The 22,195-nt window shown below is 54.7% G+C and carries 17 protein-coding genes; 9 read left to right on the top strand and 8 right to left on the bottom strand.

The window, feature by feature from the left end; genetic code table 11:
* The first annotated feature begins 2 nt into the window (after positions 1-2).
* From IT893_RS06150 to IT893_RS06170, 5 genes are all read left to right on the top strand, one after another.
* Positions 3-1,658 carry a nitrite/sulfite reductase gene (locus tag IT893_RS06150; protein WP_197147195.1) on the top strand — a complete coding sequence of 552 codons (1,656 nt, stop codon included), beginning with the start codon at positions 3-5 and terminating at the stop codon, positions 1,656-1,658.
* Entirely contained in the window at positions 1,645-2,160 is a 516-nt protein-coding gene (locus IT893_RS06155; RefSeq protein WP_008890568.1) for a DUF934 domain-containing protein, read from the top strand. Before IT893_RS06150 ends, IT893_RS06155 begins: the two co-directional genes overlap by 14 nt.
* A gap of 342 nt (positions 2,161-2,502) precedes the next feature.
* Complete coding sequence (locus IT893_RS06160) at positions 2,503-4,170, top strand: methyl-accepting chemotaxis protein (RefSeq protein ID WP_197147196.1); 1,668 nt, start codon at positions 2,503-2,505, stop codon at positions 4,168-4,170.
* A gap of 427 nt (positions 4,171-4,597) precedes the next feature.
* Complete coding sequence (locus tag IT893_RS06165; protein ID WP_197147197.1) at positions 4,598-5,935, top strand: hypothetical protein; 1,338 nt, start codon at positions 4,598-4,600, stop codon at positions 5,933-5,935.
* A 37-nt stretch (positions 5,936-5,972) separates the two neighbouring features.
* On the top strand, positions 5,973-7,361 hold the full coding sequence (locus tag IT893_RS06170; protein ID WP_197147198.1) for an MATE family efflux transporter: 1,389 nt from the start codon (positions 5,973-5,975) through the stop codon (positions 7,359-7,361).
* A gap of 15 nt (positions 7,362-7,376) precedes the next feature.
* Here IT893_RS06170 and IT893_RS06175 read toward each other — a convergent pair whose 3' ends face one another.
* Genes IT893_RS06175 through IT893_RS06195 form a run of 5 tightly spaced genes read right to left on the bottom strand, consistent with a single transcriptional unit; the run spans position 7,377 to position 13,254 of the window.
* Positions 7,377-7,886 carry a GNAT family N-acetyltransferase gene (locus IT893_RS06175; protein ID WP_197147199.1) on the bottom strand — a complete coding sequence of 170 codons (510 nt, stop codon included), beginning with the start codon at positions 7,884-7,886 and terminating at the stop codon, positions 7,377-7,379.
* 3 nt (positions 7,887-7,889) lie between these two features.
* On the bottom strand, positions 7,890-8,819 hold the full coding sequence (locus tag IT893_RS06180; protein ID WP_197147200.1) for a hydroxymethylglutaryl-CoA lyase: 930 nt from the start codon (positions 8,817-8,819) through the stop codon (positions 7,890-7,892).
* On the bottom strand, positions 8,819-10,822 hold the full coding sequence (locus IT893_RS06185; RefSeq protein WP_197147201.1) for an acetyl/propionyl/methylcrotonyl-CoA carboxylase subunit alpha: 2,004 nt from the start codon (positions 10,820-10,822) through the stop codon (positions 8,819-8,821). The genes IT893_RS06180 and IT893_RS06185 overlap by 1 nt, the downstream gene beginning before the upstream one ends.
* Position 10,823: 1 nt before the next feature.
* Entirely contained in the window at positions 10,824-11,636 is an 813-nt protein-coding gene (locus IT893_RS06190; RefSeq protein ID WP_197147202.1) for an enoyl-CoA hydratase/isomerase family protein, read from the bottom strand.
* Positions 11,637-11,643: 7 nt separating this feature from the next.
* Complete coding sequence (locus tag IT893_RS06195; RefSeq protein WP_197147203.1) at positions 11,644-13,254, bottom strand: carboxyl transferase domain-containing protein; 1,611 nt, start codon at positions 13,252-13,254, stop codon at positions 11,644-11,646.
* Positions 13,255-13,695: 441 nt separating this feature from the next.
* On the opposite strand from IT893_RS06195, the gene IT893_RS06200 reads away from it, so the two are divergent.
* Positions 13,696-14,376, top strand: a complete 681-nt coding sequence (locus IT893_RS06200) for a hypothetical protein (protein ID WP_197147204.1) — start codon at positions 13,696-13,698, stop codon at positions 14,374-14,376.
* Between the two features lie 63 nt (positions 14,377-14,439).
* On the opposite strand, the gene IT893_RS06205 is transcribed toward IT893_RS06200, so the two are convergent.
* Complete coding sequence (locus tag IT893_RS06205; RefSeq protein ID WP_197147205.1) at positions 14,440-15,072, bottom strand: 2-hydroxychromene-2-carboxylate isomerase; 633 nt, start codon at positions 15,070-15,072, stop codon at positions 14,440-14,442.
* A 120-nt stretch (positions 15,073-15,192) separates the two neighbouring features.
* Positions 15,193-15,666 carry an Lrp/AsnC ligand binding domain-containing protein gene (locus IT893_RS06210; protein ID WP_008890579.1) on the bottom strand — a complete coding sequence of 158 codons (474 nt, stop codon included), beginning with the start codon at positions 15,664-15,666 and terminating at the stop codon, positions 15,193-15,195.
* Between the two features lie 204 nt (positions 15,667-15,870).
* Between IT893_RS06210 and putA the strand changes: the two genes are divergently transcribed.
* The 3 genes from putA to IT893_RS06225 all read left to right on the top strand — a co-directional run bounded on the left by putA (position 15,871) and on the right by IT893_RS06225 (position 20,943).
* Positions 15,871-19,674, top strand: coding sequence for a bifunctional proline dehydrogenase/L-glutamate gamma-semialdehyde dehydrogenase PutA (gene putA, locus IT893_RS06215; protein ID WP_197147206.1), 3,804 nt, complete (start codon positions 15,871-15,873; stop codon positions 19,672-19,674).
* Between the two features lie 240 nt (positions 19,675-19,914).
* Positions 19,915-20,544, top strand: a complete 630-nt coding sequence (locus tag IT893_RS06220) for a BON domain-containing protein (RefSeq protein ID WP_197147207.1) — start codon at positions 19,915-19,917, stop codon at positions 20,542-20,544.
* A gap of 165 nt (positions 20,545-20,709) precedes the next feature.
* The gene (locus tag IT893_RS06225; protein ID WP_063088336.1) at positions 20,710-20,943 is read left to right on the top strand and encodes a bacterioferritin-associated ferredoxin; all 234 of its coding nucleotides are present in this window, start codon (positions 20,710-20,712) and stop codon (positions 20,941-20,943) included.
* Between the two features lie 92 nt (positions 20,944-21,035).
* Here IT893_RS06225 and IT893_RS06230 read toward each other — a convergent pair whose 3' ends face one another.
* Positions 21,036-22,085 (bottom strand): Glu/Leu/Phe/Val dehydrogenase, encoded by a 1,050-nt coding sequence (locus IT893_RS06230; protein WP_197147208.1) that lies wholly within the window; start codon positions 22,083-22,085, stop codon positions 21,036-21,038.
* Between the last annotated feature and the right edge of the window lie 110 nt (positions 22,086-22,195).

Consider the following 22,195-nt stretch of genomic DNA (forward strand, 5'->3'; position numbering starts at 1 on the left):
CCATGTATCGTTATGACGATTTTGACCGCCAGCTTGTCCATGAACGGACTGAACAGTTCCGCGAACAGGTAAAACGCCGCCTTGCCGGTGACATTACCGAGGAACAGTTCCGTCCGCTGCGTCTGATGAACGGTGTGTATCTGCAACTGCATGCCTATATGCTGCGCGTTGCCGTTCCGTACGGCACGCTGCGCGCTGATCAGCTGCGTCAGCTTGGCATGATTGCGCGGGTCTATGACAAGGGCTATGGCCATTTCACCACCCGCCAGAACATCCAGTATAATTGGCCGAAACTTGATGAAATCCCTGATGCGTTGCTCGACCTTGCCAAGGTCGAAATGCACGCCATCCAGACATCAGGCAACTGCATCCGTAACACTACGACCGACCAGTATGCCGGTGCTGCGGCCGATGAAATCGAAGATCCGCGTCCCTATTGCGAACTGATCCGTCAGTGGTCGACCTTCCATCCGGAATTCACTTATCTGCCGCGCAAGTTCAAGATCGCCGTGACCGGATCGCCAAATGACCGTGCCGCGGTGAAGGTGCATGATATCGGTCTTCGCATGCATCAGAACGATGCGGGTGAAACCGGCTTTGAAGTCATGGTTGGTGGTGGCCTTGGTCGTACGCCGTTTGTTGGCAAGACCATCCGCGAGTTTATCGGCAAGAACGATTTGTTCTCCTATCTCGAAGCCATTCTGCGCGTTTATAACCGCTTTGGCCGCCGTGATAACAAGTACAAGGCGCGTATCAAGATCCTCGTTCATGAGGAAGGCATTGATAAAATCCGCGAGCTCGTCGAAGAGGAATGGGCCCAGATCAAGGACGGGTCGCTGCGCGTTGATGATGCGGAAATCGCCCATTACATCGAACAGTTTGCACCGCCGGCGTTTGAAGCCCTTTCTGACGACGATGCCGATTTCGAACGTCACAAGTCGGAAAACCGTCGTTTTGCCAACTGGGTGCGTTCGAACGTCATCGAACATAAACAGCCGGGCTATACGATTGCCAACGTATCGCTGAAACCGATTGGCGGCATTCCGGGCGATGCGACCGATACCCAGATGGAACTGGTTGCCGATCTTTCGGAAAAATACAGCTTTGGCGATGTGCGTGTGACTCACGAACAGAACCTTGTTCTGCCGCATGTCAAAAAGGCCGACCTGTTCGCGGTTTGGAGCGAACTGGACAAGGCCAACCTTGGTACGGCGAACCTTGGCTATGTCACCGATATCATTTCCTGCCCAGGCCTTGATTATTGCGCCTTGGCAACCGCGCGTTCGATCCCGCTGTCACAGCGGATTTCCGAACGTTTCGGGGATCTGGATCGTCAACATGACATTGGCGAGCTCAAGATCAAGATTTCCGGCTGCATCAATGCCTGCGGGCATCACCATGTTGGTCACATCGGTATTCTTGGCCTCGATAAGCGCGGCAAGGAGTTCTATCAGATCACGCTTGGCGGCGATGCCAGCCAGGATGCCTCGATCGGCAAGATCGCCGGTGCCGGTTTCTCCGAAGCCGAAGTGGTCGATGCGATCGAAAGCCTTGTGACCAAATATATTGATATCCGCGAAAGCGGCGAACGTTTCATCGACACCTACCGTCGTGTCGGCATGGATCCGTTCAAGGAGGTGCTTTATGGCGATCGTTAAGAATGACAGCGTGATCGAACAGGAATGGATCACGGTTGACGCCGAAGGCGACCTTCCGGCAAGTGACGAAAACCTGATCGTGCCGCTCGCCCGTTTCAAGGAAGAACGTGACAGCCTTCTGGGCCGCAATGGCGGTCTGGGTGTGCAGTTGAACCCGGGCGATGCGCCCGAAGATCTGGCAGATGATCTTGATCGTCTGTCGATCATCACGGTCAATTTCCCGGCCTACACCGATGGCCGTGGATATTCCTATGGCCGGGTGTTGCGTGAACGCATGGGCTTCACCGGCGAACTTCGCGCGGTTGGCGATGTCCTGCGTGACCAGATCCTTTATATGCACCGCTGTGGTTTTGACGCCTATGATCTTAAGGTCGAAGGCGAAGTCGCCCTGAACAAGGTGCGCGCCGCACTTAAGGAAATGTCGGTCTATTATCAGCCGACCGGTGATGGCCGCGTCACGGCACAATCTTTGCGCGAACGTCGTCGCGCCGCTTTGCAGTAACCGGCGAAAAGCATCCGGCCTTCGACCATTGTCGAATAAGCCTGAGCCATTTAATCAAGGGTCCCCGAACAGGGGGCCCTTTTTCTTTTTCCCACATGGCTCAATACATTGGAAAGCCTCTAATAAGTGAAATTACATCATTGATTTCACGATAATCTTTCGCCAAATCAAACGTATATATAAGATTATTCTTAAGTTTTATGCTTATACGCAAGGTGCCCTTACAATGAATAGGCCGATATCACCTAACGCATAGTGACGTAATCACGCGTATATCACGTAATGATTGTAAAAATATAATATGATGAATGAGGTGACAGAGTAATTGGGAGAACCTCGTTCATGTCGATGTTTAATCGTCTCAAAATTTCAACAAAAGTATATGGCGGCTTTGGCGTTGTGCTGGTTTTGCTCGTACTTGCCTCTCTCTGGTCGGAGTTCTCGATCAGCAGTGTCGGGGATGACTTTGTGCGGTATCGCCATATCGCATTGCAGTCCAACCAAGCAGGCAGGGTGCAGGCCAACCTGCTTGAAGCACGCGTCTCGGTTAAACACTATCTGCTGACAGGGGACAGCGCTGCGGCAGACAATGTCGATGAGCGTCTGGCGACAGCAATAAAGTTGAATGACGAACTTGTGGCCCTGCTTGATGAACCGCAAATGATTGAAACGGCGCAATCTGCCGGGGCAAACCTGATCATCTATCGCGATACTTTCGACAAGGTTGTATCACTGCCCGTGGGGGATCCGGCGCGTGATCAGCTGGTGGCTGATACGCTAGATGAAGTTGGCCCGGTGGTTGCCGAAAATCTCGAAGACCTGAAACTGTCGGTCAAGGCAGAACAGGATCAAATCGGTCCGCGCGCGACCAAGGCGGCGTCACAGGCGGTGATCGTTACCGCCATTGTCGGCGGTGTCGCGGTGATCCTTGGCGGGTTTGCCGCCTGGATCATTGGTACGGGTATTTCGCGTCCGATCCGTCAGATCACCCAGGTGATGAAGGAACTGGCCGGCGGCAACAAGCAGATTGATATTCCAGGCCAGGATCGCCGCGATGAAATCGGCGATATGTCCAAGGCGGTGCTGGTCTTTAAGGAAAACATGATCCGCGCCGATGAACTTGCCGGACAGGAAGCCGAGGCGGCAAAACGCCGGGAACAGCGTGCTGGAAAAATCAGCGAGCTAACCACGGGCTTCGATCAGGAGATTTCCGTCGTTCTCAAAACCCTGGCCTCTGCCGCGACCGAGATGCAGTCAACCGCAACCGGCATGAGCAGCACGGCCGAGGAAACAAGTCGTCAGTCGGGCATCGTCGCGGCCGCCGCCGAACAGGCGTCGACCAACGTTCAGACCGTTGCCAGTGCGACCGAACAACTCAGCGCCTCGATTGCTGAAATCACCCAGCAGGTCAGCCAGTCATCGACAGTCGCCAATCGCGCAGTCGAAGATGCCGAGAAAACCAACATCCAGATCCGTGGCCTTGCCGAGGCCGCACAAAAGATCGGTGATGTGGTCGGTCTGATCAGCGACATCGCCGAACAAACCAACCTGCTGGCCCTGAATGCCACCATCGAAGCAGCCCGTGCGGGCGATGCCGGCAAAGGCTTTGCCGTTGTCGCAGCAGAGGTCAAAAACCTTGCGACAGCGACGTCACGTGCGACCGAGGATATCACCAACCAGATCACTGGTATTCAGAATGAAACCGATGGGGCGGTGACGGCGATTGGCACGATTTCGTCGACTATTACCGAGATCAGCGAAATATCAGCCGCCATCGCAAGTGCCGTCGAAGAACAGGGTGCCGCCACCCTTGAAATCACGCGTAACGTTCAGGAAGCCTCCGTCGGTACGACCGAGGTAACATCGAACATCGTAAGTGTTAACGAGGCGGCCGGGTCCACCGGCGCTGCTGCCGAACAGGTGCTTAGTGCCGCGTCAGAATTGTCGCGGGAGTCTGAAAGCCTGCGCCACAAGGTTGAAGCATTCCTGAGCGCAGTACGCGCTGTGTAATCCTATACATTCGAACATGGCAAATATGTTCTGACTGAGGGGCACTCGTTCGGGTGCCCCTTTTTCTGTCTGCATGGCGGGCAGAAAACTTTAGAAAGTTATTATTTTAGAGTTACTTGAATTGTGCTTCCCGCGAAACCGAGTATCAGCGCCATATTAATCTTTGGTAATATGGATAAGTATAGTTTTCGCCAAAAGGGTAGCGTCAGGTCGCAATATCCTGTATGCAATTAATAGCTGTTTATGTCGGTGTTTGAGACAACCTTTGAGGTTTTAGGTAGCTGTTCCTTGCGTGACGATAGCAGCCCTTAAGGGGATTTCTGACCGACATCCGTACTTTTCGATATGTGCCATCTTTTGGGCAAAGAAGGTGGTTCTAATCACAGACAGCCGTTCTCTTGATCAAGCGAGGTGGCCGGAACCATAGATGACTACTGTATCGGGACTTGCTCATTCGGTTGACGGATGCGTGATTACGCGGGATTTCGCCCGCTATGACCGTGCCTATCACGACAAAGTACAAAGATATAACGATCATCTTGGTGCCATGGCCGGGGTTTTGCGCCGGTTCAGCGAATATAGCCGCACCATGCTTGCGTCCCAGCAGCTCTATATCTATGCCAAGTGGCTTGCACGTTACACGGCCTATTGGCCGCGGCTGGATGATCTTGTAACGCGCCTTGAAAGCAGCTTTGCCGAAACCGATCAAAGTTATGTTGCGCGCCAATCATCGGTCGATGGATCTTGGGGCTGGCAATATACCGAGTTTCATCACAAGTTTGATGCGACCATTGTCCGTCTGCATGAACTGGCAACGGAAAAACGCGCACCGCGCCATCCGCTTCATTTTCTAGAGCCGGTATCAACCATACCGAAAATGCGCGCTTATCTCGAAGATCTTCTGGTGTCTGATATTGCCGCAACCGGGCGCAACAAGCGTGATGAATTGGGGTCGGTCCTGTGTTGTCTGGCGCAGTTGTGCTTCAAGCCGCGCCTGCGCAATTTCGCCCGCGAACATGTGCGCGGGATCGCGCTTGATGATGCCTATATCAAGGCCTTTACCGATTTCCTTGACGACATTCAGAACCCTGAAACCGGTTACTGGGGACCATGGTATTCATCAGATGGTACAACCCATCGCTATGACGATCTGAGTTTTACGTTCCATATCGTGTCCTATCGCAAGGGGGATGTTCGCCATTGGCCAAGCCTGATCCGCACGACCCTTGAGCGGCGGGGTGAAGAGTATCCTGTTGGCTGGCGGAGCCGCGGCAATTTCAATAACCACAACAATTACGATGTCGCGAAGATATTTCGTCATGGCTGGTCGCATATGACATCAGCCCAGCGCGATTTCGCATCAAGGCAGCTTGACGAGATGTTGGACTGGTGTCTGACCCATTCGATGCGCAAGGATGGCAGTTTTGTCTTTGACGAACATTTCTACAATTCGCTTGAATCCTGTCACTATTTTGGCGTTTCGTTTCTTGATGAGGTCGGCTATTTCAGGCCGCGCAAACGGTTCTGGACGGACCGGAAATTCCCCGAGGCCAGCCGTGTGCAGCATCATGTGATAGCCCGCTTGAATGAGTTCTGCCCGCAAAATCCAAGCGTCATTGCCGCGAAATGGAAGGCTGGAACGGATCTGAACCTTGCGGCGAAACAGCCGGTATCGACGGCAGAAACAGAACATCTTTCAAGGCGGCAGCGGCACAAGTTCCTTATCAGTGCCGATACATCTGCAAGCTCTTTCAAAAACGATTGATGCCTCGCTTTTCCAACCGTGACGGATCAAACCTAAAATGGCGTTGCAGCAGCAGTATTTTATCGGCGGGTCGGTTCTGCGCCATATCCTGAGCATGGCTTCGACAAGCATGCTTGCACTTGTTGCAATGGTGGCCGTCGATGCGCTTGATCTGTTCTTCCTGAGCCTTCTGGGTGATGTCGATATCGTTGCCGCACTTGGCTTTGCCTGGCCCCTGATATTTTTCACGCTGGCGATATCGCTTGGGGTGTCGACATCAATGACGGCGTTGGTAGCACGGGCCGAGGGGCTCGGCGACCGTGACCGCGCGCGCGTGATGGCAACGCATATTCTGCTTTTTGGTATCGGTCTTTCGGTGCTGATGACGGCGGCGATTTGGTGGGGCGCGCCAACTATGCTTGCCTGGCTCGGCGCATCAGGCCGCGTTCACGAGCTTGGTACAAGTTATCTGCAGATCGTCATGCTTTGCCTGCCCATTCTGGTGCTCAGCATGGCATCCGGGGCGCTTTTAAGGGTGATCGGGGCCAAACAACGGTCGATGTGGGCCAAGATCGCAGGGGCGGTCACCAACGGTGTGCTGGATCCGATCTTTATCTTTGGTTTTGGCTGGGGCGTTGAGGGGGCTGCATGGGCCACCGTGATTTCGCGCGTCGTGATCATGGTGATTGCGTTTTATGGCGTGCGCAATGTGCATAACATGCTGGGCCGTTTCAATCGTGCTGTCTTCGCGCAAGATGTTCGCGAAATTGCCAGGGTCACCGCGCCGGTTGGGCTGGCCAAAGCCGGCCCGCCAATTGCCAGCGGCTTTATCATGGCATCAATGGCAAAGTTTGGGTCAGACGCCGTCGCGGCGATGGCGATCATTGAACGTATCGCGCCATTTGCCTTTGTCGGTTACATGGCCTTGCCGCAGGCTATCGGGCCAATCTTTGGACAGAATTTTTCCGCCAAACGCACGGATCGGATGCGTGCCATCTGGCATTCGGTCTGGGGGCTGATTGTTGTCTATGGTCTGGTGGTGTCAGCACTGTTGTTTGTTTTATCTGACCAATTGGCTGAACTGTTTCGCACCACACCGGAAACCGCAAACCTGCTGGGCCTGTTCTGTACGGCGATTGCGCCGCTTTACATGTTCCTGGGCCTGCAGTTTTCATCCCATACCTTCTTTAACGTCACCGGGCGGCCAAATCTTGCGATGCTTGCCGATCTTGCCAAGGAGTTTCTTGGCGTGATCCCGCTCGTCTGGTTGGGCAGCATCTATTTCGGGGCCGTCGGGGTTTTGTGGGGGCAGGTCGCAGGGATTGTGTTGTTTGGTGCCTTGACCGGCATCGTCAGCTACAGGCTGACGTGCCAGAAACCGGGCTCAGACCAATTGTTGCAATCGGGCGCACACAAGCCCGTGGTTGGTGGCGGGAACGCAGGTTGATGTGCGATCAGAAAATCAGCTTTGTTTCTGATCGCGGGCATCCAGCGTCATCAAAAGACACGGGCCCTTGGCGGTGTCATATTCCCGCCCGGCGACAAACCCGATGGCCTCATAACACCTAATCGCGCGTTCGTTTTCCGGATCGGGGTCGATCCCGATCATGGGCGCGCCGCGTTCAAACAGCTGGCGTGTCAGCATCTTTAAGAACATTTGCCCATGCCCGCAGCCCATCATGTCGGGGACACCAATAAAGGCGTCCAGACAGCGGGTATGTTCAGGCAGGGGATCAAAATGTGCCTGTGGCCATTGATGGGCATCGTAATGCTGGACAAAGGCAAACGGCCGATTGCGGTATGACACAATCAGGGTCGCCATTTCGGCCAGTTCGACATCTTCGGAAATCAGTTCAAGCTGTTCGGCCGGTTCGCCCCACCAGCGGATAACTTCGGGCACATGCAGCCAGCGGCCAATCATCGGCAGATCATTTGGGGTGGCCCGTCTGAAGCTGTATTTTGACGGGCCCATCCATTAGTCCCCGGTCGTTGATCTTTTTGCTGCCAAGGCCAGATTGACCTTTGATGCGCTTGATTTTGCTATCTGATCACAAATCCAGCTTCCTGTCTCGGCAAGCTTTTCAAGATCGATACCGGTTTTGATGCCAAGCCCGTTCAGCATATAGACAACATCCTCGGTCGCGACATTGCCACTGGCCCCTTTGGCATAGGGGCAGCCACCAAGACCGGCGACGGAACTGTCAATTACGGCCACACCCATTTGCAGCACAGCAAGCAAATTGGCGAGTGCCTGACCATAGGTGTCATGGAAGTGGGCGGCGAGCTTTTCGGTCGGTACATGTTTGGCAACAGCGGCGATCATCGCCTGTGCCTTGGCGGGCGTCCCGGTGCCGATGGTATCGCCCAGACTGATTTCGTAACAGCCCATGTCATAAAGCGCCTTTGCGACCTCGGCGACCTTTTCAGGCGCAATGTTGCCTTCATAGGGGCAGCCCAGCACGCAGGAAACATATCCGCGTACTGCAAGACCTGCCTCGCGTGCCGCGTCGGCCACCGGGCGGAAGCGATCAAGGCTTTCTGCGATGGAGCAATTTATGTTCTTTTGCGAGAAACTTTCCGATGCCGCGCCAAATACCGCAACCTCGGTCGCGCCCGCGGCAATCGCGGCCTCAAGGCCCTTCATGTTCGGGGCCAGAACAGGGTATGTCACACCGGGCTTACGGGTGATCTGGGTCATGACATCTGGCGCATCTGCCATTTGTGGCACCCATTTCGGGCTGACAAAGGCGGTGGCCTCGATCACCGATAAACCGGCATCATTCAGGCGATGGATCAGCTCGACCTTGGTTGCAGTCGGGACCATCGCCTTTTCGTTCTGAAGCCCGTCGCGCGGACCGACTTCGACAATCTTGACGTGACTTGGCAGATCGGAAAGCAGGGCCATTATTCGGCCTCCTCAATCGCGATCAGTTCTGCGCCATCATCGACCTGATCACCGACGCCAAAGAACACTTCCTTGATCGTGCCGGTGACAGGGGCGGAAATGGTGTGTTCCATTTTCATCGCTTCCATCACGACAAGCTTGTCACCCGCTGTGACCGATTGACCGGCCTTTGCCATAACAGCGATGATCTTGCCCGGCATCGGTGCGGTCAGTCCACCACCCGTACCTTCGTTGCCACCAGCCGCGGCCAGCGGATCAAAGATGTCGAGACGGTCCGAGCGACCATCACGGAATATCATCAGACGATTGCCGTCACGAAGCACCGAAGCACGTTTGCGGACGTTATTCAGGCTGGCAACGATGGCACCATTTTCATCATGCTCGGCACCGGCGATGATAGCGCTACCATCAGGCATATCGATGACATAGCCCTGATCACGGTAATGCACCTTGACCAGCAGGTCCGACCCGTCATGACGCAGGATCAGGTCATGGTGGTTATCGTCATTCAGCCGGAAACCCGCCGTGCTGTGCCAGGGCGAATAGGGATCGTTGCTTTGGGCTGCATAACGGGCGGCCTCGGCATCGCGGGTCAGCAGGATATCAAGGGCGGCGAATGCCAGCGCCTCGTTATCGGGCGTGGTAGGAGCGGGGATCAGATCATCCTGATAGTTCGGGATGAAACCGGTTTCGACCTCGCCCCGTTCAAAGGCCGGATGACGAGCGATATTGCCAAGAAAGCCGGTGTTGGTGGTGACACCAACAATCTGAACATCGTTTAATGCGGTCGCCATGCGACGCAAGGCCGATGTGCGGTCCACATCCCAGGTGATCAGCTTGGCGATCATCGGGTCATAATGGATGGAAACTTCGCCGCCCTCATAAACGCCGGTATCAACCCGCACATGATCGGTTTCGCGCGGCATGCGCATATGGACAAGCTTGCCGGTTGCCGGCAGGAAATCATTCTGCGGGTCTTCGGCATAGATGCGCACTTCAAATGCGTGCCCGTTGATCGAAAGGTCTTCCTGCGCCTTTGGCAGTTTTTCGCCATCGGCCACACGCAATTGCCATTCCACCAGATCTTCGCCGGTGATTTTTTCCGTCACCGGATGTTCGACCTGAAGGCGGGTGTTCATTTCCATGAAATAGAACGCACCCGACGCATCAAGCAGGAATTCAACTGTTCCAGCCCCCTGATAGCCAATCGCCTTGGCGGCATCTACGGCGGCCTTGCCCATCTGCGCACGGAGGTCCTCGGTCATACCCGGTGCAGGGGCCTCTTCAATCACCTTCTGATGGCGACGCTGCAGGGAGCAATCGCGTTCAAACAGATAGACCGCGTTGCCATGGCTGTCGGCAAAGACCTGAATTTCCACATGGCGCGGTTTGACGATCAGTTTTTCAATCAGGCAATGGTCATCGCCAAAGCTGCTTGCGGCTTCGCGTTTGCAGCTGATCAGCGCGTCCTTGAAATCGGATGCCTTTTCAACCGCACGCATGCCTTTGCCGCCACCCCCGGCGGATGCCTTGATCAATACCGGATAGCCGATCTTGTCGGCCTCAACTGCAAAAAGATCAGGGTCCTGATCTTCGCCGTGATAGCCCGGCACCAGCGGAACGCCAGCCTTGCCCATGATTTTCTTGGCTTCAGATTTTGATCCCATCGCGCGGATCGCACTGGCCGGTGGCCCGACAAAGATGCAACCAGCTTTTTCCAGCGCATCAGCAAAACCGGCATTTTCCGACAGGAACCCATAGCCCGGATGAACCGCGTCAGCACCTGATTGTGCGATGACTTCAAGCAGCCGGTCAGTGCGCAGATAGCTGTCCTTGGGGGCAGGCGCGCCAATGTGATAGGCCTCGTCGGCGTGTTTGACATGCAGGGCATTGGCGTCGGCATCGGAATAAACGGCGACCGTGGTAATTCCCATGCGACGGGCGGTCTTGATCACGCGGCAGGCGATCTCACCGCGGTTGGCGATCAGAAGTTTGCGCGGCATGTTATTTCTTGCTCCAGTTCGCAGGACGTTTTTCCAGAAAGGCACCGACACCTTCGCGGCCCTCGTCGCTTGCGCGTTGATCGGCAATGCGTTGGGCGGTGTCATCAATCACGGCATCTGAAATCGGTTTGTTGGCGACCGCGTAAATCAAGTTCTTGGCGGCATGCATTGCGTCTGACCCATTGGCAAGAAGGAGTTTTGCCATTTCCTGCCCACGGGCAGCCAATTCATCGCCAGAAACAATCTCATGCACCAGCCCGATCTGTTGGGCGGTCTGGGCATTAAATCGTTCGGCAGTCAGGAAGTAACGTCGTGCCTGATTAACCCCGATGGCCTCAACCACATAGGGCGAAATCACCGCCGGGATCAGGCCCAGCTTGACTTCCGACAGGCAGAAGCTTGCGCGGTCTGACGCAATCACAATGTCACAGCACGCTGCCAGACCAACCCCGCCGCCAAAGGCAGCCCCGTTGACCAGTGCGATGGTCGGTTTTGAGGCAAAGTTCAAAACCTTCATCAGTTTGGCGAGCGCACGGGAATCAGCCAGGTTTTCGGCATGGCTGTAGCCCGCCATGCGCTTCATCCAATTCAGATCCGCACCGGCCGAAAAACTTTTGCCAGCCCCGGTCAGGATGATCACCCGAACAGCTGGATCGGCATCAAGGGCTTCGATCTTGGCGGTCAGATCGTTGATCAGGACATCATCAAATGCATTGTGAATTTCGGGCCGGTTCAACGTGATGGTCGCAACACCATTGGCGGCGATTTCACGCAGGGCGGCATCAGAAATGTTATCGATGTTTACATTTCTCATGATCACCTCACATTCTGAACACGCCAAACCGGGTTTCTTCGACCGGTTTGTTGAGTGCAGCAGACAGGCCAAGGCCAAGCACCATGCGGGTGTCAGCAGGGTCAATCACGCCATCATCCCAAAGGCGGGCGGACGCGTAATAGGGGTGGCCTTGTTCCTCGTATTGATCGCGGATCGGGGCCTTGAAGGCCTCTTGCTCGGCTTCCGGCCAGTGTTCGCCGCGCTTTTCGGCGGCATCGGCGCGAATTTGCGTCAGAACGTTCGCTGCCTGTTCACCGCCCATGACCGAAATACGGGCATTTGGCCACATCCACAAGAAGCGCGGGCTGTATGCGCGACCACACATGCCATAGTTGCCAGCCCCAAAGGATCCACCGATAAGAACGGTGAATTTCGGTACATTGGCGGTGGCAACTGCGGTGACAAGCTTCGCGCCATCCTTGGCAATGCCGCCGCTTTCATATTTGCGGCCAATCATGAAGCCGGTGATGTTTTGCAGGAACACCAGCGGAATGCCGCGTTGTGCGCAAAGCTCGATGAAATGCGCCCCCTTAAGCGCGCTTTCGGAAAACAGGATGCCATTATTGGCAATGATGCCGACCGGATAGCCAAAGATGCGGGCAAAGCCGGTGACCAACGTCGTACCGTACTGTGCCTTGAACTCATCAAAGTCGGAGCCATCAACGATGCGGGCGATGATTTCGCGCACGTCATAGGGCTTTTTGGTGTCGGTCGGGACCACGCCATAAATCTCGCGCGGGTCATAGGCCGGGGCGCGCGGCTCGGTCAAAGTCAGGCCAGGGTTCTTCGTCCAATTGAGGTTCTTGACGATATCGCGCGCAATCGACAATGCGTGGCTGTCATCCTGTGCATAATGGTCGGTTACACCGGACGTTTTGCAGTGAACATCAGCCCCGCCAAGATCCTCGGCCGAGACGACTTCACCGGTAGCGGCCTTCACCAGCGGCGGACCGCCGAGGAAGATCGTGCCTTGTTTGCGGACAATAATGCTTTCATCCGACATCGCCGGGACGTAAGCACCACCCGCGGTGCAGGACCCCATGACAACCGCGATTTGCGGGATGCCTTTGGACGACATGGTTGCCTGGTTAAAGAAGATGCGTCCGAAATGGTCGCGATCCGGGAACACATCATCCTGACGGGGCAGGTTGGCCCCGCCGCTATCGACCAGATAGATGCAGGGCAGATTGTTTTCGAGTGCGATTTCCTGTGCGCGAAGATGCTTCTTCACCGTCATCGGATAGTAGGAACCACCCTTGACCGTGGCGTCATTGGCGACAATCACGCATTCAACGCCTGAAACACGGCCAATGCCGGTAATGATGCCGGCTGCCGGAACGTCTTCATCGCCATACATGCCATGTGCGGCAAGTTGGGAGAGTTCCAGAAACGGGGAGCCGACATCAAGAAGCTGGCGAATACGTTCACGCGGCAGCAATTTGCCCCGCCCGGTATGACGATCACGGGCGCGTTCACCGCCGCCCAGTTTGACCGCAGCGATTTGATCGCGCAAATCCGCAACCAGCTTTTCCATATGTTCGGCATTGTTGCGGAATTCTTCGGAACGGGCGTTCACCGCAGATTTCAGTACCGTCATCGTCCGTTTTCACCGTTTTTTTGTTATGGGCAAATCGGCCCGCGTGCAGGGTGTTTATGGCTGTTGTTATCGGTGAAGTTTACGTAAACGTCAATATTAAATCGGTATTTCAGTACCGAAATTAACTATATGCTATCAAATCACCCATAGCGTTTAGCGCATATGGGTTGTTTGCAGATGACCAGTGGTCGCCATAAAATCGCAGCCGATCCTTATTTTGATCGATCGTGTCTTGGGAATGCGGGCGAAAAAATAATGTCATACCGGACTTTGATCTGTTTGGTTTTTTGTTCATGTGTTGCTGTGGTTTTCGGACAAAGGTCCGCGCATGCGCAAGATACGCTTCATGAAATTCATTGGCTTAAGGCAGATGTGCCGCCGATTGGTATTGGCAGCGGGCCGTTGGCGGGCAAGGGGCTTCATGGCGGGATCCTTGATATATTGTTCGGTGCGTCGCTTGATCCCGACATGGTGAAGGGGCATGCCAATATGGCGCGTTTGTTTGCCTTGATGAAAACTGGAAACTACTGCGTACCTGGACTGATCCGGACCGCTGAGCGCGAAGAGGTTGTCTATTTTTCCGAGCAGCCAAGCGCGGTTCTTGAGAGCAGTCACCTGGTGTATTCGCCGGATAACCGAAAGCTTCGTGAAGCGATTGATGACAAGGTCTCGCTGGCGCAGTTGCTTGACGCGGGCTTTGTCGTCGGAATCGGGGCGGGCATTTCGTATGGCGAAGAAACAGACAGGATCATTCAGCGCTATTCAAACTCAGACAGCGTCATTCGACATCCCACGCCCAATTTCCTGGCGCCGATGTTGTCGATGATTGAAATAAAACGTGTGGACTTTTCGCTGGCGCCACCTTGGGCATTGACGTGGTTTCTGGTCAATCAAAAGAACGGTCTTGGTGGTGATAGCGCCCCGATGATCGTTACCCACCCATTCCGCGAGGCATCAGAAAAAATCAACTACCACGTAGTTTGCACCAAGAATGCTTGGGGCAAGAAAGCGGTCGCCATGATCGATGAAGTGCTTGCACGCGATGATATCCGCCAAGCTCTTGCACGCAATGCGCAAATCTGGTTGTCCACCACGAAAGTGCAAGAAAAAGTCGTTAAGTAGAAAGGCTGATCTGCTCCTTCCAGAAGAGCTTGTTCTGCATTCAACGGCGACGTTTGACGGGTGCTACTGCCCGGGCTTGTCTGTTGTGCTGCCAAGTGTGAGTTTGCGCAGTGAAATCCACTGGGCGAGCTGATCGATGCGGTCATTCCCGAAGAAAGGTTCGTCCTCGTAGAAGAAGAAGGGCGATCCAAAGGCACCCATCTTGATCGCGTCCTCGGTAACAGCGCGGACATGGTCTTTCCATTTCTGGGATTCGACGGCGGCACGCATTTCGGATGCATTGATGGAATGGCGGGTTGCGGCGGCAAAGACGTTTTCCGGGTTGGACATATCAAGCCCGTCGGCAAAATAGCCGCGATAGATATCCTTGGCGAACTTGCGCGCCAGCATCGGAGATCGCGATTCAAGCCAGTAATAAGCCCGGGTCGGAACCAGTGCCGCGTAGGGGAAGTTATTGGGGATTTGGAAGGGAATGTTTTGCAGGCGTGCGCAGCGTTCCATGTCGTGACGGAAGTAAGTACCGCGGATCGGCTGATCCAGAAGCGGGCTTTGTCCTGTCTGTTTGAAGGCAGCCCCAATCATGAAGGGGCGCCAGACGACCGTGACGCCATGGCGTTTTTCGAAGTCTTCCATCCGCTCGGCCGCAAGATAGCCGTAAGGTGACGAGAAATCGAAGTAGAAGCTGACTTCAGACATGTTCCTGCACCCGTTTTCCGTTTTGTTTTAACCAACAACTTTTCCAGCAGATCTGATGTCTGCTTTGATGGATGCGATTTTGATCTATTAAGTTGTTGCGAATCAACAAAAAAAAGAAAATCAGGGAATGACGATGCCGGGCCGAACTTTTACTTCTTCCATCACGACATATGTATGAGTCTGACCGACACCCTGAACAGAAGACAGCCGTTCAAGGAACTCGCGATAGGCATACATGTCCTCGACCCGAAGTTTCGCGAGATAGTCAAAACCACCGGCGACCATATGGCATTCTTCGATTTCAGGGAGCTTCTTGATCGCAGCGGCGAATACGTCAAAGACGTCAGGTGTGGTACGATCAAGAGTGATTTCAACGAAGACCACAAGTGACTGGTTGAGCTTGCGCGGGTCCAGTGTCGCCATATAGCCGGTGATAAAACCGTTTTGCTCAAGGCGGCGCACGCGTTCCAGACAGGGTGTCGGGCTCAGATTGACCCGGCGTGATAGCTCCACATTGGACATGCGGCCATCGTTCTGAAGTTCGCGGAGGATCTGTTTGTCGATCTTGTCCAGGCTCTTGTGGTTCTTCTGCATTTTAAGCGTCCAGCCAGTATTTGTGACTATGTGAATGTAAAAATCGTGGATGATATATCGTATTTTAGCCAAAAATGGCAGCACATTTTTCGGATGAAATAATATTGTCTGTCGCCATAGAGGTGCAAAAGGCCCCGAAGCGCCTGAAATAATGTGCGTTCTTCGGGATCGGCAAAGTCCAACATCAGGGAGAGGCTTTTAAACATGTTCCGTACCGAACTGCCGCAACCGAATGAAATCCGCCAGACGATCCGTGACACATATCGCGCCGATGAAGAGGCCGTTGTTGAACGCCTGATCGAAACAGCGCGTCTTTCCCCGGAACAGACCGCGCGCGTTCAGAACCGCGCCTATCAACTGGTCGCCCGCGTGCGCAGTGCCGATAACGGCAAAAGTGGCATCGATGCCCTGCTGCATGAATACGAGCTGTCGAGCAAGGAAGGCGTCATCCTGATGTGCCTGGCCGAAGCACTGCTGCGTGTGCCCGATGCGGTGACTGCCGACAAGCTTATTCAGGACAAACTGTTTGATGCCGATTGGCAAAGCCATCTCGGCCATTCCGACAGCTTCTTTGTCAATGCGTCGACCTGGGGGCTGATGCTGACCGGGCGGGTGATCAAGTTCGGCAAGGCGGAAAAGGCCGATCCGGGCCGCCTGATTAAACGCATGATCGGTCGGTCGGGGGAACCGGTCATTCGCAAGGCATTCAACCATGCGATGCGGATCATGGGCCGCCAGTTCGTGATGGGTCGCACCATTGACGAGGCTGCCGAGCGCGCCAAGGCGAATGAAGAAAAAGGCTATCGCTATTCCTATGACATGCTGGGCGAAGCCGCCCGGACGATGAAGGATGCCGATCGCTATTATAAGGCATATGAAACTGCCATTCATGATATCGGGCGCGTTGCCAATGGCCGTGGGCCGATTGATAGTCCGGGCATCTCGGTCAAGCTTTCAGCGATCCATCCGCGCTATGACTTTGCCAACTATGATCGCGTGATGAACGAACTGACTCCGCGGCTTAAGGAATTGGCTCTTCTGGCAAAAAAGTACGATATCGGCTTTACCGTCGATGCCGAGGAAGCCAACCGTCTTGACCTGTCGCTTGATGTCATCGGCACTGTCTTTGCCGATCCGGACCTTGATGGCTGGGAAGGCTATGGTTTGGCAGTTCAGGCCTATCAGAAACGTGCCTATCACGTTCTGGAATGGCTGGCCGATCTGTCGACCAAGGTCGGGCGCAAGATGATGGTCCGCCTCGTGAAGGGGGCCTATTGGGATACCGAAGTCAAATTCAGTCAGGAAAACGGTTTTGACGGCTATCCGGTCTTTACCCGCAAGGCATCGACCGACGTGTCCTATCTGGCGTGTGCAAAATATATGCTGTCGCGCCGCGATGCATTCTATTGCCAGTTTGCCAGCCACAATGCCCACACGGTCGCATCGGTTCTGGAAATGGCAGGCAATGACCGCACCTTTGAATTCCAGCGTCTGCATGGCATGGGCGAAGCGCTGTATGAGCAGATCGTCGACAAGAACGGCGAAAACGTTCCGTGCCGTGTCTATGCGCCGGTTGGCACCCATGAAGACCTTTTGGCCTATCTGGTGCGTCGTCTGTTGGAAAACGGCGCAAACACAAGCTTTGTGAACCGTATTCAGGATGAACAACTGCCGATCGAGGAAATGATCGCCGATCCCATCGAAAAGATGGCGGCCCTTCCGCGCAAAGGCCATCCGAAGATTCCAGCACCGATTGACCTTTATGGTGCAAGTCGCGTCAACTCGCGCGGGCTTGACCTGACCGATACGCAAAAGCTGTTGCCGCTTAGTGCCAAGCTTGCCGAGATCAAGAACAAGACCTGGAACGCGGCCCCGCTGATTGATGGCAAACTTGTTTCGGGCACCCCGATTGATGTCATCAACCCGGCCAAGCTTGATGAGAAGGTCGGTGATCTTGTGCAGGCGACCGAGGCTGATATTGACGCCGCCGTTGTGGCAGCGCTCAAGGGCTATGAGACCTGGAACAAGACACCGGCAAGTGAACGCGCGACGGCACTCCGCCGTCTGGGTGATCTGCTTGAAGAAAACTTGGACGAGTTCATTGCGCTCTGTCAGCGCGAAGCCGGCAAGCTTTATTCCGATGGTGTTGCCGAAGTCCGAGAGGCCGTCGATTTCTGTCGTTATTATGCCAACCGGGCCGAGGAAACCTTCCGCGAAGGCAGCCCGCTTGAAGGCCGGGGTGTGATTGTTTGCATCAGCCCTTGGAACTTCCCGTTGGCAATCTTCCTGGGTCAGGTAACCGCAGCCCTTGCAGCAGGAAATGCTGTGATTGCCAAACCGGCAGAGCAGACTTCACTGATTGCTGCCCGTGCGGCAGAACTGATCCTTGAATCCGGTGTTCCGGGCTCGGCATTCCAACTGGTTCCGGGGCCGGGGCGTGTGATTGGTAATCAGCTGATCAATGATCCGCGCATTGCCGGTGTCGCCTTTACCGGGTCAACCGAAACCGCACAGGTGATCAACCAGGCGCTGGCGAAACGCCCGGGTGTTCCATTGCCACTGATTGCCGAGACCGGTGGTCAGAACGCGATGATTGTGGACTCGACCGCACTGCCCGAACAGGTCGTGCAGGACGCAATCATTTCCGGTTTCCAGTCGGCCGGTCAGCGTTGCTCGGCCCTGCGCGTGCTGTTTGTTCAGGAAGACATTGCCGACAAGCTTTGTGAAATGCTGGTCGGTGCGATGAAGGAATTGCGCGTTGGTGATCCGAAATTCCTTGATATTGATGTCGGTCCGGTGATTGACGAAAAATCGCGCAAGGTGCTTGAAGCCCATGCCGAACGCATGAAGAAAGAAGCCAAGCTTCTGCATGCTTGTGACATGCTTCCGGAATGCGAAGGGGGCAATTTCTTTGCGCCGCATTGCTTTGAAATTCCATCGATCAATGTGCTTGAACGCGAAGTGTTCGGCCCGGTTGTGCATGTGGTGCGTTATAAGGCGCGCGATCTGCCCAAGATCCTTGATCAGATCAATGCATCGGGTTATGGCCTGACCCTTGGTATCCATTCCCGTATTGATACCACCGTGCGCGAAATTTCCCAGAAACTGCGTGTTGGCAACTGCTATGTGAACCGTAACCAGATCGGTGCGGTGGTCGGTGTCCAGCCGTTCGGCGGGCAGGGTAAATCGGGGACCGGTCCAAAGGCCGGTGGTCCGCATTATGTGGAACGTTTTGCCAAACCGATTGCGAAGGCAAATACCATTTCCAATGATGACGTGTCAGACGATCGTTCACCGATCATCGTCAAGGATGTCATTGCGACCAGCGAATATGCCGCGATGTTGACTGCCCAGGAAGAATGGCAGGCAACCGATGGAAATGCGCGTGTGACCATCCTTGAAAAGCTGTCGGCCAAGATGGATGCATCGGGCAATGATGCCCTGATGGCGGGGGCGGATCATGTCGCGAACTTTGCCGCACTTTCGGAAAACGGCTTTGTAGCACCGACCCGGATGCCTGGACCGACCGGTGAAACCAACGACCTGTATTGTCAGGGCCGCGGTGTTTACCTGATCCAGGCGGACAAGGACGCCGAACCGGCAAAAATCATCCGCCATCTGGGGGCCGCCCTTGCCGCGGGCAATGCGGTGATCCTTGCGGGCGATCAGAAATGGCTTGCCGATATTCCAACATTGGCACAGCAGGCGGGCCTTCCGGAGAAGCTGGTCAAGGCGGTTGGCACCAATACCGGTCTGGGTGCGATGTATGATGGCGATATCGCCGGGGTATCGTGCGTGGCATCGCTTGATCGTGTGACGTCGTTCAAGCAGCTTCTGGCCAAGCGCGATGGCGCGATCCTGTCGCTGATTTCCGATAGCGGGGCCGAGGATGATGGTGCGCTGCCTGATGAGGCGTTCCTGCATCGATTTGCCACTGAAAAGACAATCACGATCAACACCACGGCGGCGGGCGGTAACGCATCGCTGATGTCGATGGAAGAAGATTGATCTGCAAGATGGGCATGTCAGATGGACCGGGACGAAATTCCCGGTCCATTTTTCTTTCTTTTATTCGTGATCTCTGATGTAGGATGTGCTCGCCTGAACGCGGTCGGGCTTTTTTTCGTCAAAATTGGCTGCAATAGCTATTGGTCGGAACAGTTGACGTCCTGCGGCGTTTGAACTGACGCAAGAAGATTGACCCCCAAATTGACTCGTGTCAGGCAGGCATGAACAAGGAGAACAGGAATGATCAAGGTAAACTGCGGCATTGGCCGTGTTCTGAAAACGGTATCGGTATGTGCGTTGCTGGCGGTGCCGCTGGCGGCCTGCGGACCGCTGCAAATGCCGTTGGAAGACCGCACCGGCAATGACCAGTGGCAAGATACCCAGATCAAGTCCGGCATCCTTGGCGAGTTCTCCAAGGTCGATCACACCTATCTGATGGATGTGAATATCGACATCTGGGAACAGAATGTCATGGTCACCGGCATGGTGGACTCCAAGGGCAAATATTATGACGTCATGTCGCTGGTCAAACAGGATAACCGGATCAAAACGGTCTATGACCATCTGGTGATCGCCGATCAGGAAACGATTGATGCCTATCACCGGGCCGAAGATGAATATGGCAAGAACGCCGTTCCGACCGATTCGGCGACCCAGTCCGTGTCCGACGTCTGGATCGAAAGCCAGATCAAGGCATTGTTATTGGCCGAAAAAGGTGTGAGTTCCGTCAACTATCGTTGGCAGTCGGTGCAGAATGTCGTCTACATCATGGGCGAGGCACAAAGCGATGCAGAGCTTGAAAAGGTGCTTTCCATCGTGCGCCGGATCAAAGGTGTGACCAAGGTGGTTAGCCACATCGCAAAGGCCTGATTACTTTTATCGCCTTGTGATAAAACAGTTTTTCGAAAATTCCCTGCAGGCGTTCGGCCTTGCGGGGAATTTTTTTGTCCGGGTTTGTTGCAAAAGTGTTTGAAAACCATTCGCATTTGTCTTAGAGGTGGCGATACGTAATTAATAATTGATTGCAATCGCACCATGTATGTCTGCATTTGTAATGCGCTCAAGGAAAAAGACGTCCGCCGTGCCGCCGAGCAGGGCGGGGCGACACGTCCGGCGGAAGTTTTCCGTTTCCATGGTTGCGCGCCGCAATGTGGCAAATGCGCCTGTCACATGCGCGCAGAACTGCTGCAAGCCAAGACCTGTGGCAATTGCGATTGCGATGATGCAGCGGCCGTGACGGCAAATATTGAACCGATTGCCGCCGAGTAACCTACTTCCAGGCATTCATACAAAACGAAAAAGGCGAAGCCGCATGGGCCTCGCCTTTGTTGTTTGTGGCTGATGCTGCTTGATCAGCACCGTTACTTTTTCAAGCCAAAGCGTTCCTCGGCCAGGCGATCGGCAACAAAGCCGGTCGACAGGTTCTGTTGCTTGGCGCGTTCAAAAATCTCGCGCACGGTTTCACCAATGCCTTCGATATGCATGTTGGTTTCGGCAACCGTTTTGCCTTCGCGGCAATAATAAACTTCGATAACACCGCCGGCATTGATCACGTAATCCGGGGCATACAAAATCCCGGCTTCGCGCAACATCTCGCCGTGGCGATCATCTTCAAGCTGGTTATTGGCTGCACCGGCAATCACGCCAACCTTAAGGTCCTCGATCGACTTGTCATTGATCACCCCGCCAAGGGCACAAGGGGCAAGGATATCGGCATCAACCGACAGGATTTTATCAACCGGAACCGCGGTTGCGCCAAATTCCATGGCGGCGGCCTTCATGCTGGCGGCATTCAGGTCCGCAACAATCAGCTTGGCCCCGGCCGCATGCAGCATCCGGCACAAGTGATAGCCGACATGCCCCAGACCCTGCACTGCGACCCGCATGCCCGTAAGGTCGTCGCTGCCATGTTTGAAGCGCACCGCTTCCTTAAGCCCGATGAAAACGCCATAGGCGGTAAAGGGGGACGGATCACCGGTGCGTTCCGGGTCCTTGCCATCATTGATGCCACCGACATGCTTGGTCTGGCTTGCGATATATTCCATATCTTCGGGGCTGGTGCCGACATCCTCGGCAACGATATAGCGCCCGCCAAGTTGCTCGACCGCGCGGCCCATTGCGCGGAAGAATTCTGGCGTCTTCTGACTGCGCGGATCACCGATGATGACCGACTTGCCGCCGCCAAGCGGAAGGTTGGCGAGGGCGGATTTGTAAGTCATGCCGCGCGACAGGCGCAAAACATCATGAATGGCGTCCTGTTCGCTGGCATAGGGCCACATGCGACAGCCGCCCAGTGACGGGCCAAGGTTGGTGTTGTGAACCGCGATGATGGTTTTCAGGCCGGTGGTTTTGTCGCTGGCAAAGACGACCTGTTCGTGGTCGTCAAAGGCGATATCGGAAAAGACGTTCATCCTCTTGCAGCCTCCTGGCAGCATCATTTTTCTGGTGCAGGCTGTTTCCTGCTTATCCCTTTATGTTTGATGCATCCGGCGTTGGATCAATTTCTAATTCCGCGAATGTG

The sequence above is a fragment of the Thalassospira sp. A40-3 genome (assembly GCF_015871485.1).
GTDB lineage: Bacteria > Pseudomonadota > Alphaproteobacteria > Rhodospirillales > Thalassospiraceae > Thalassospira > Thalassospira tepidiphila.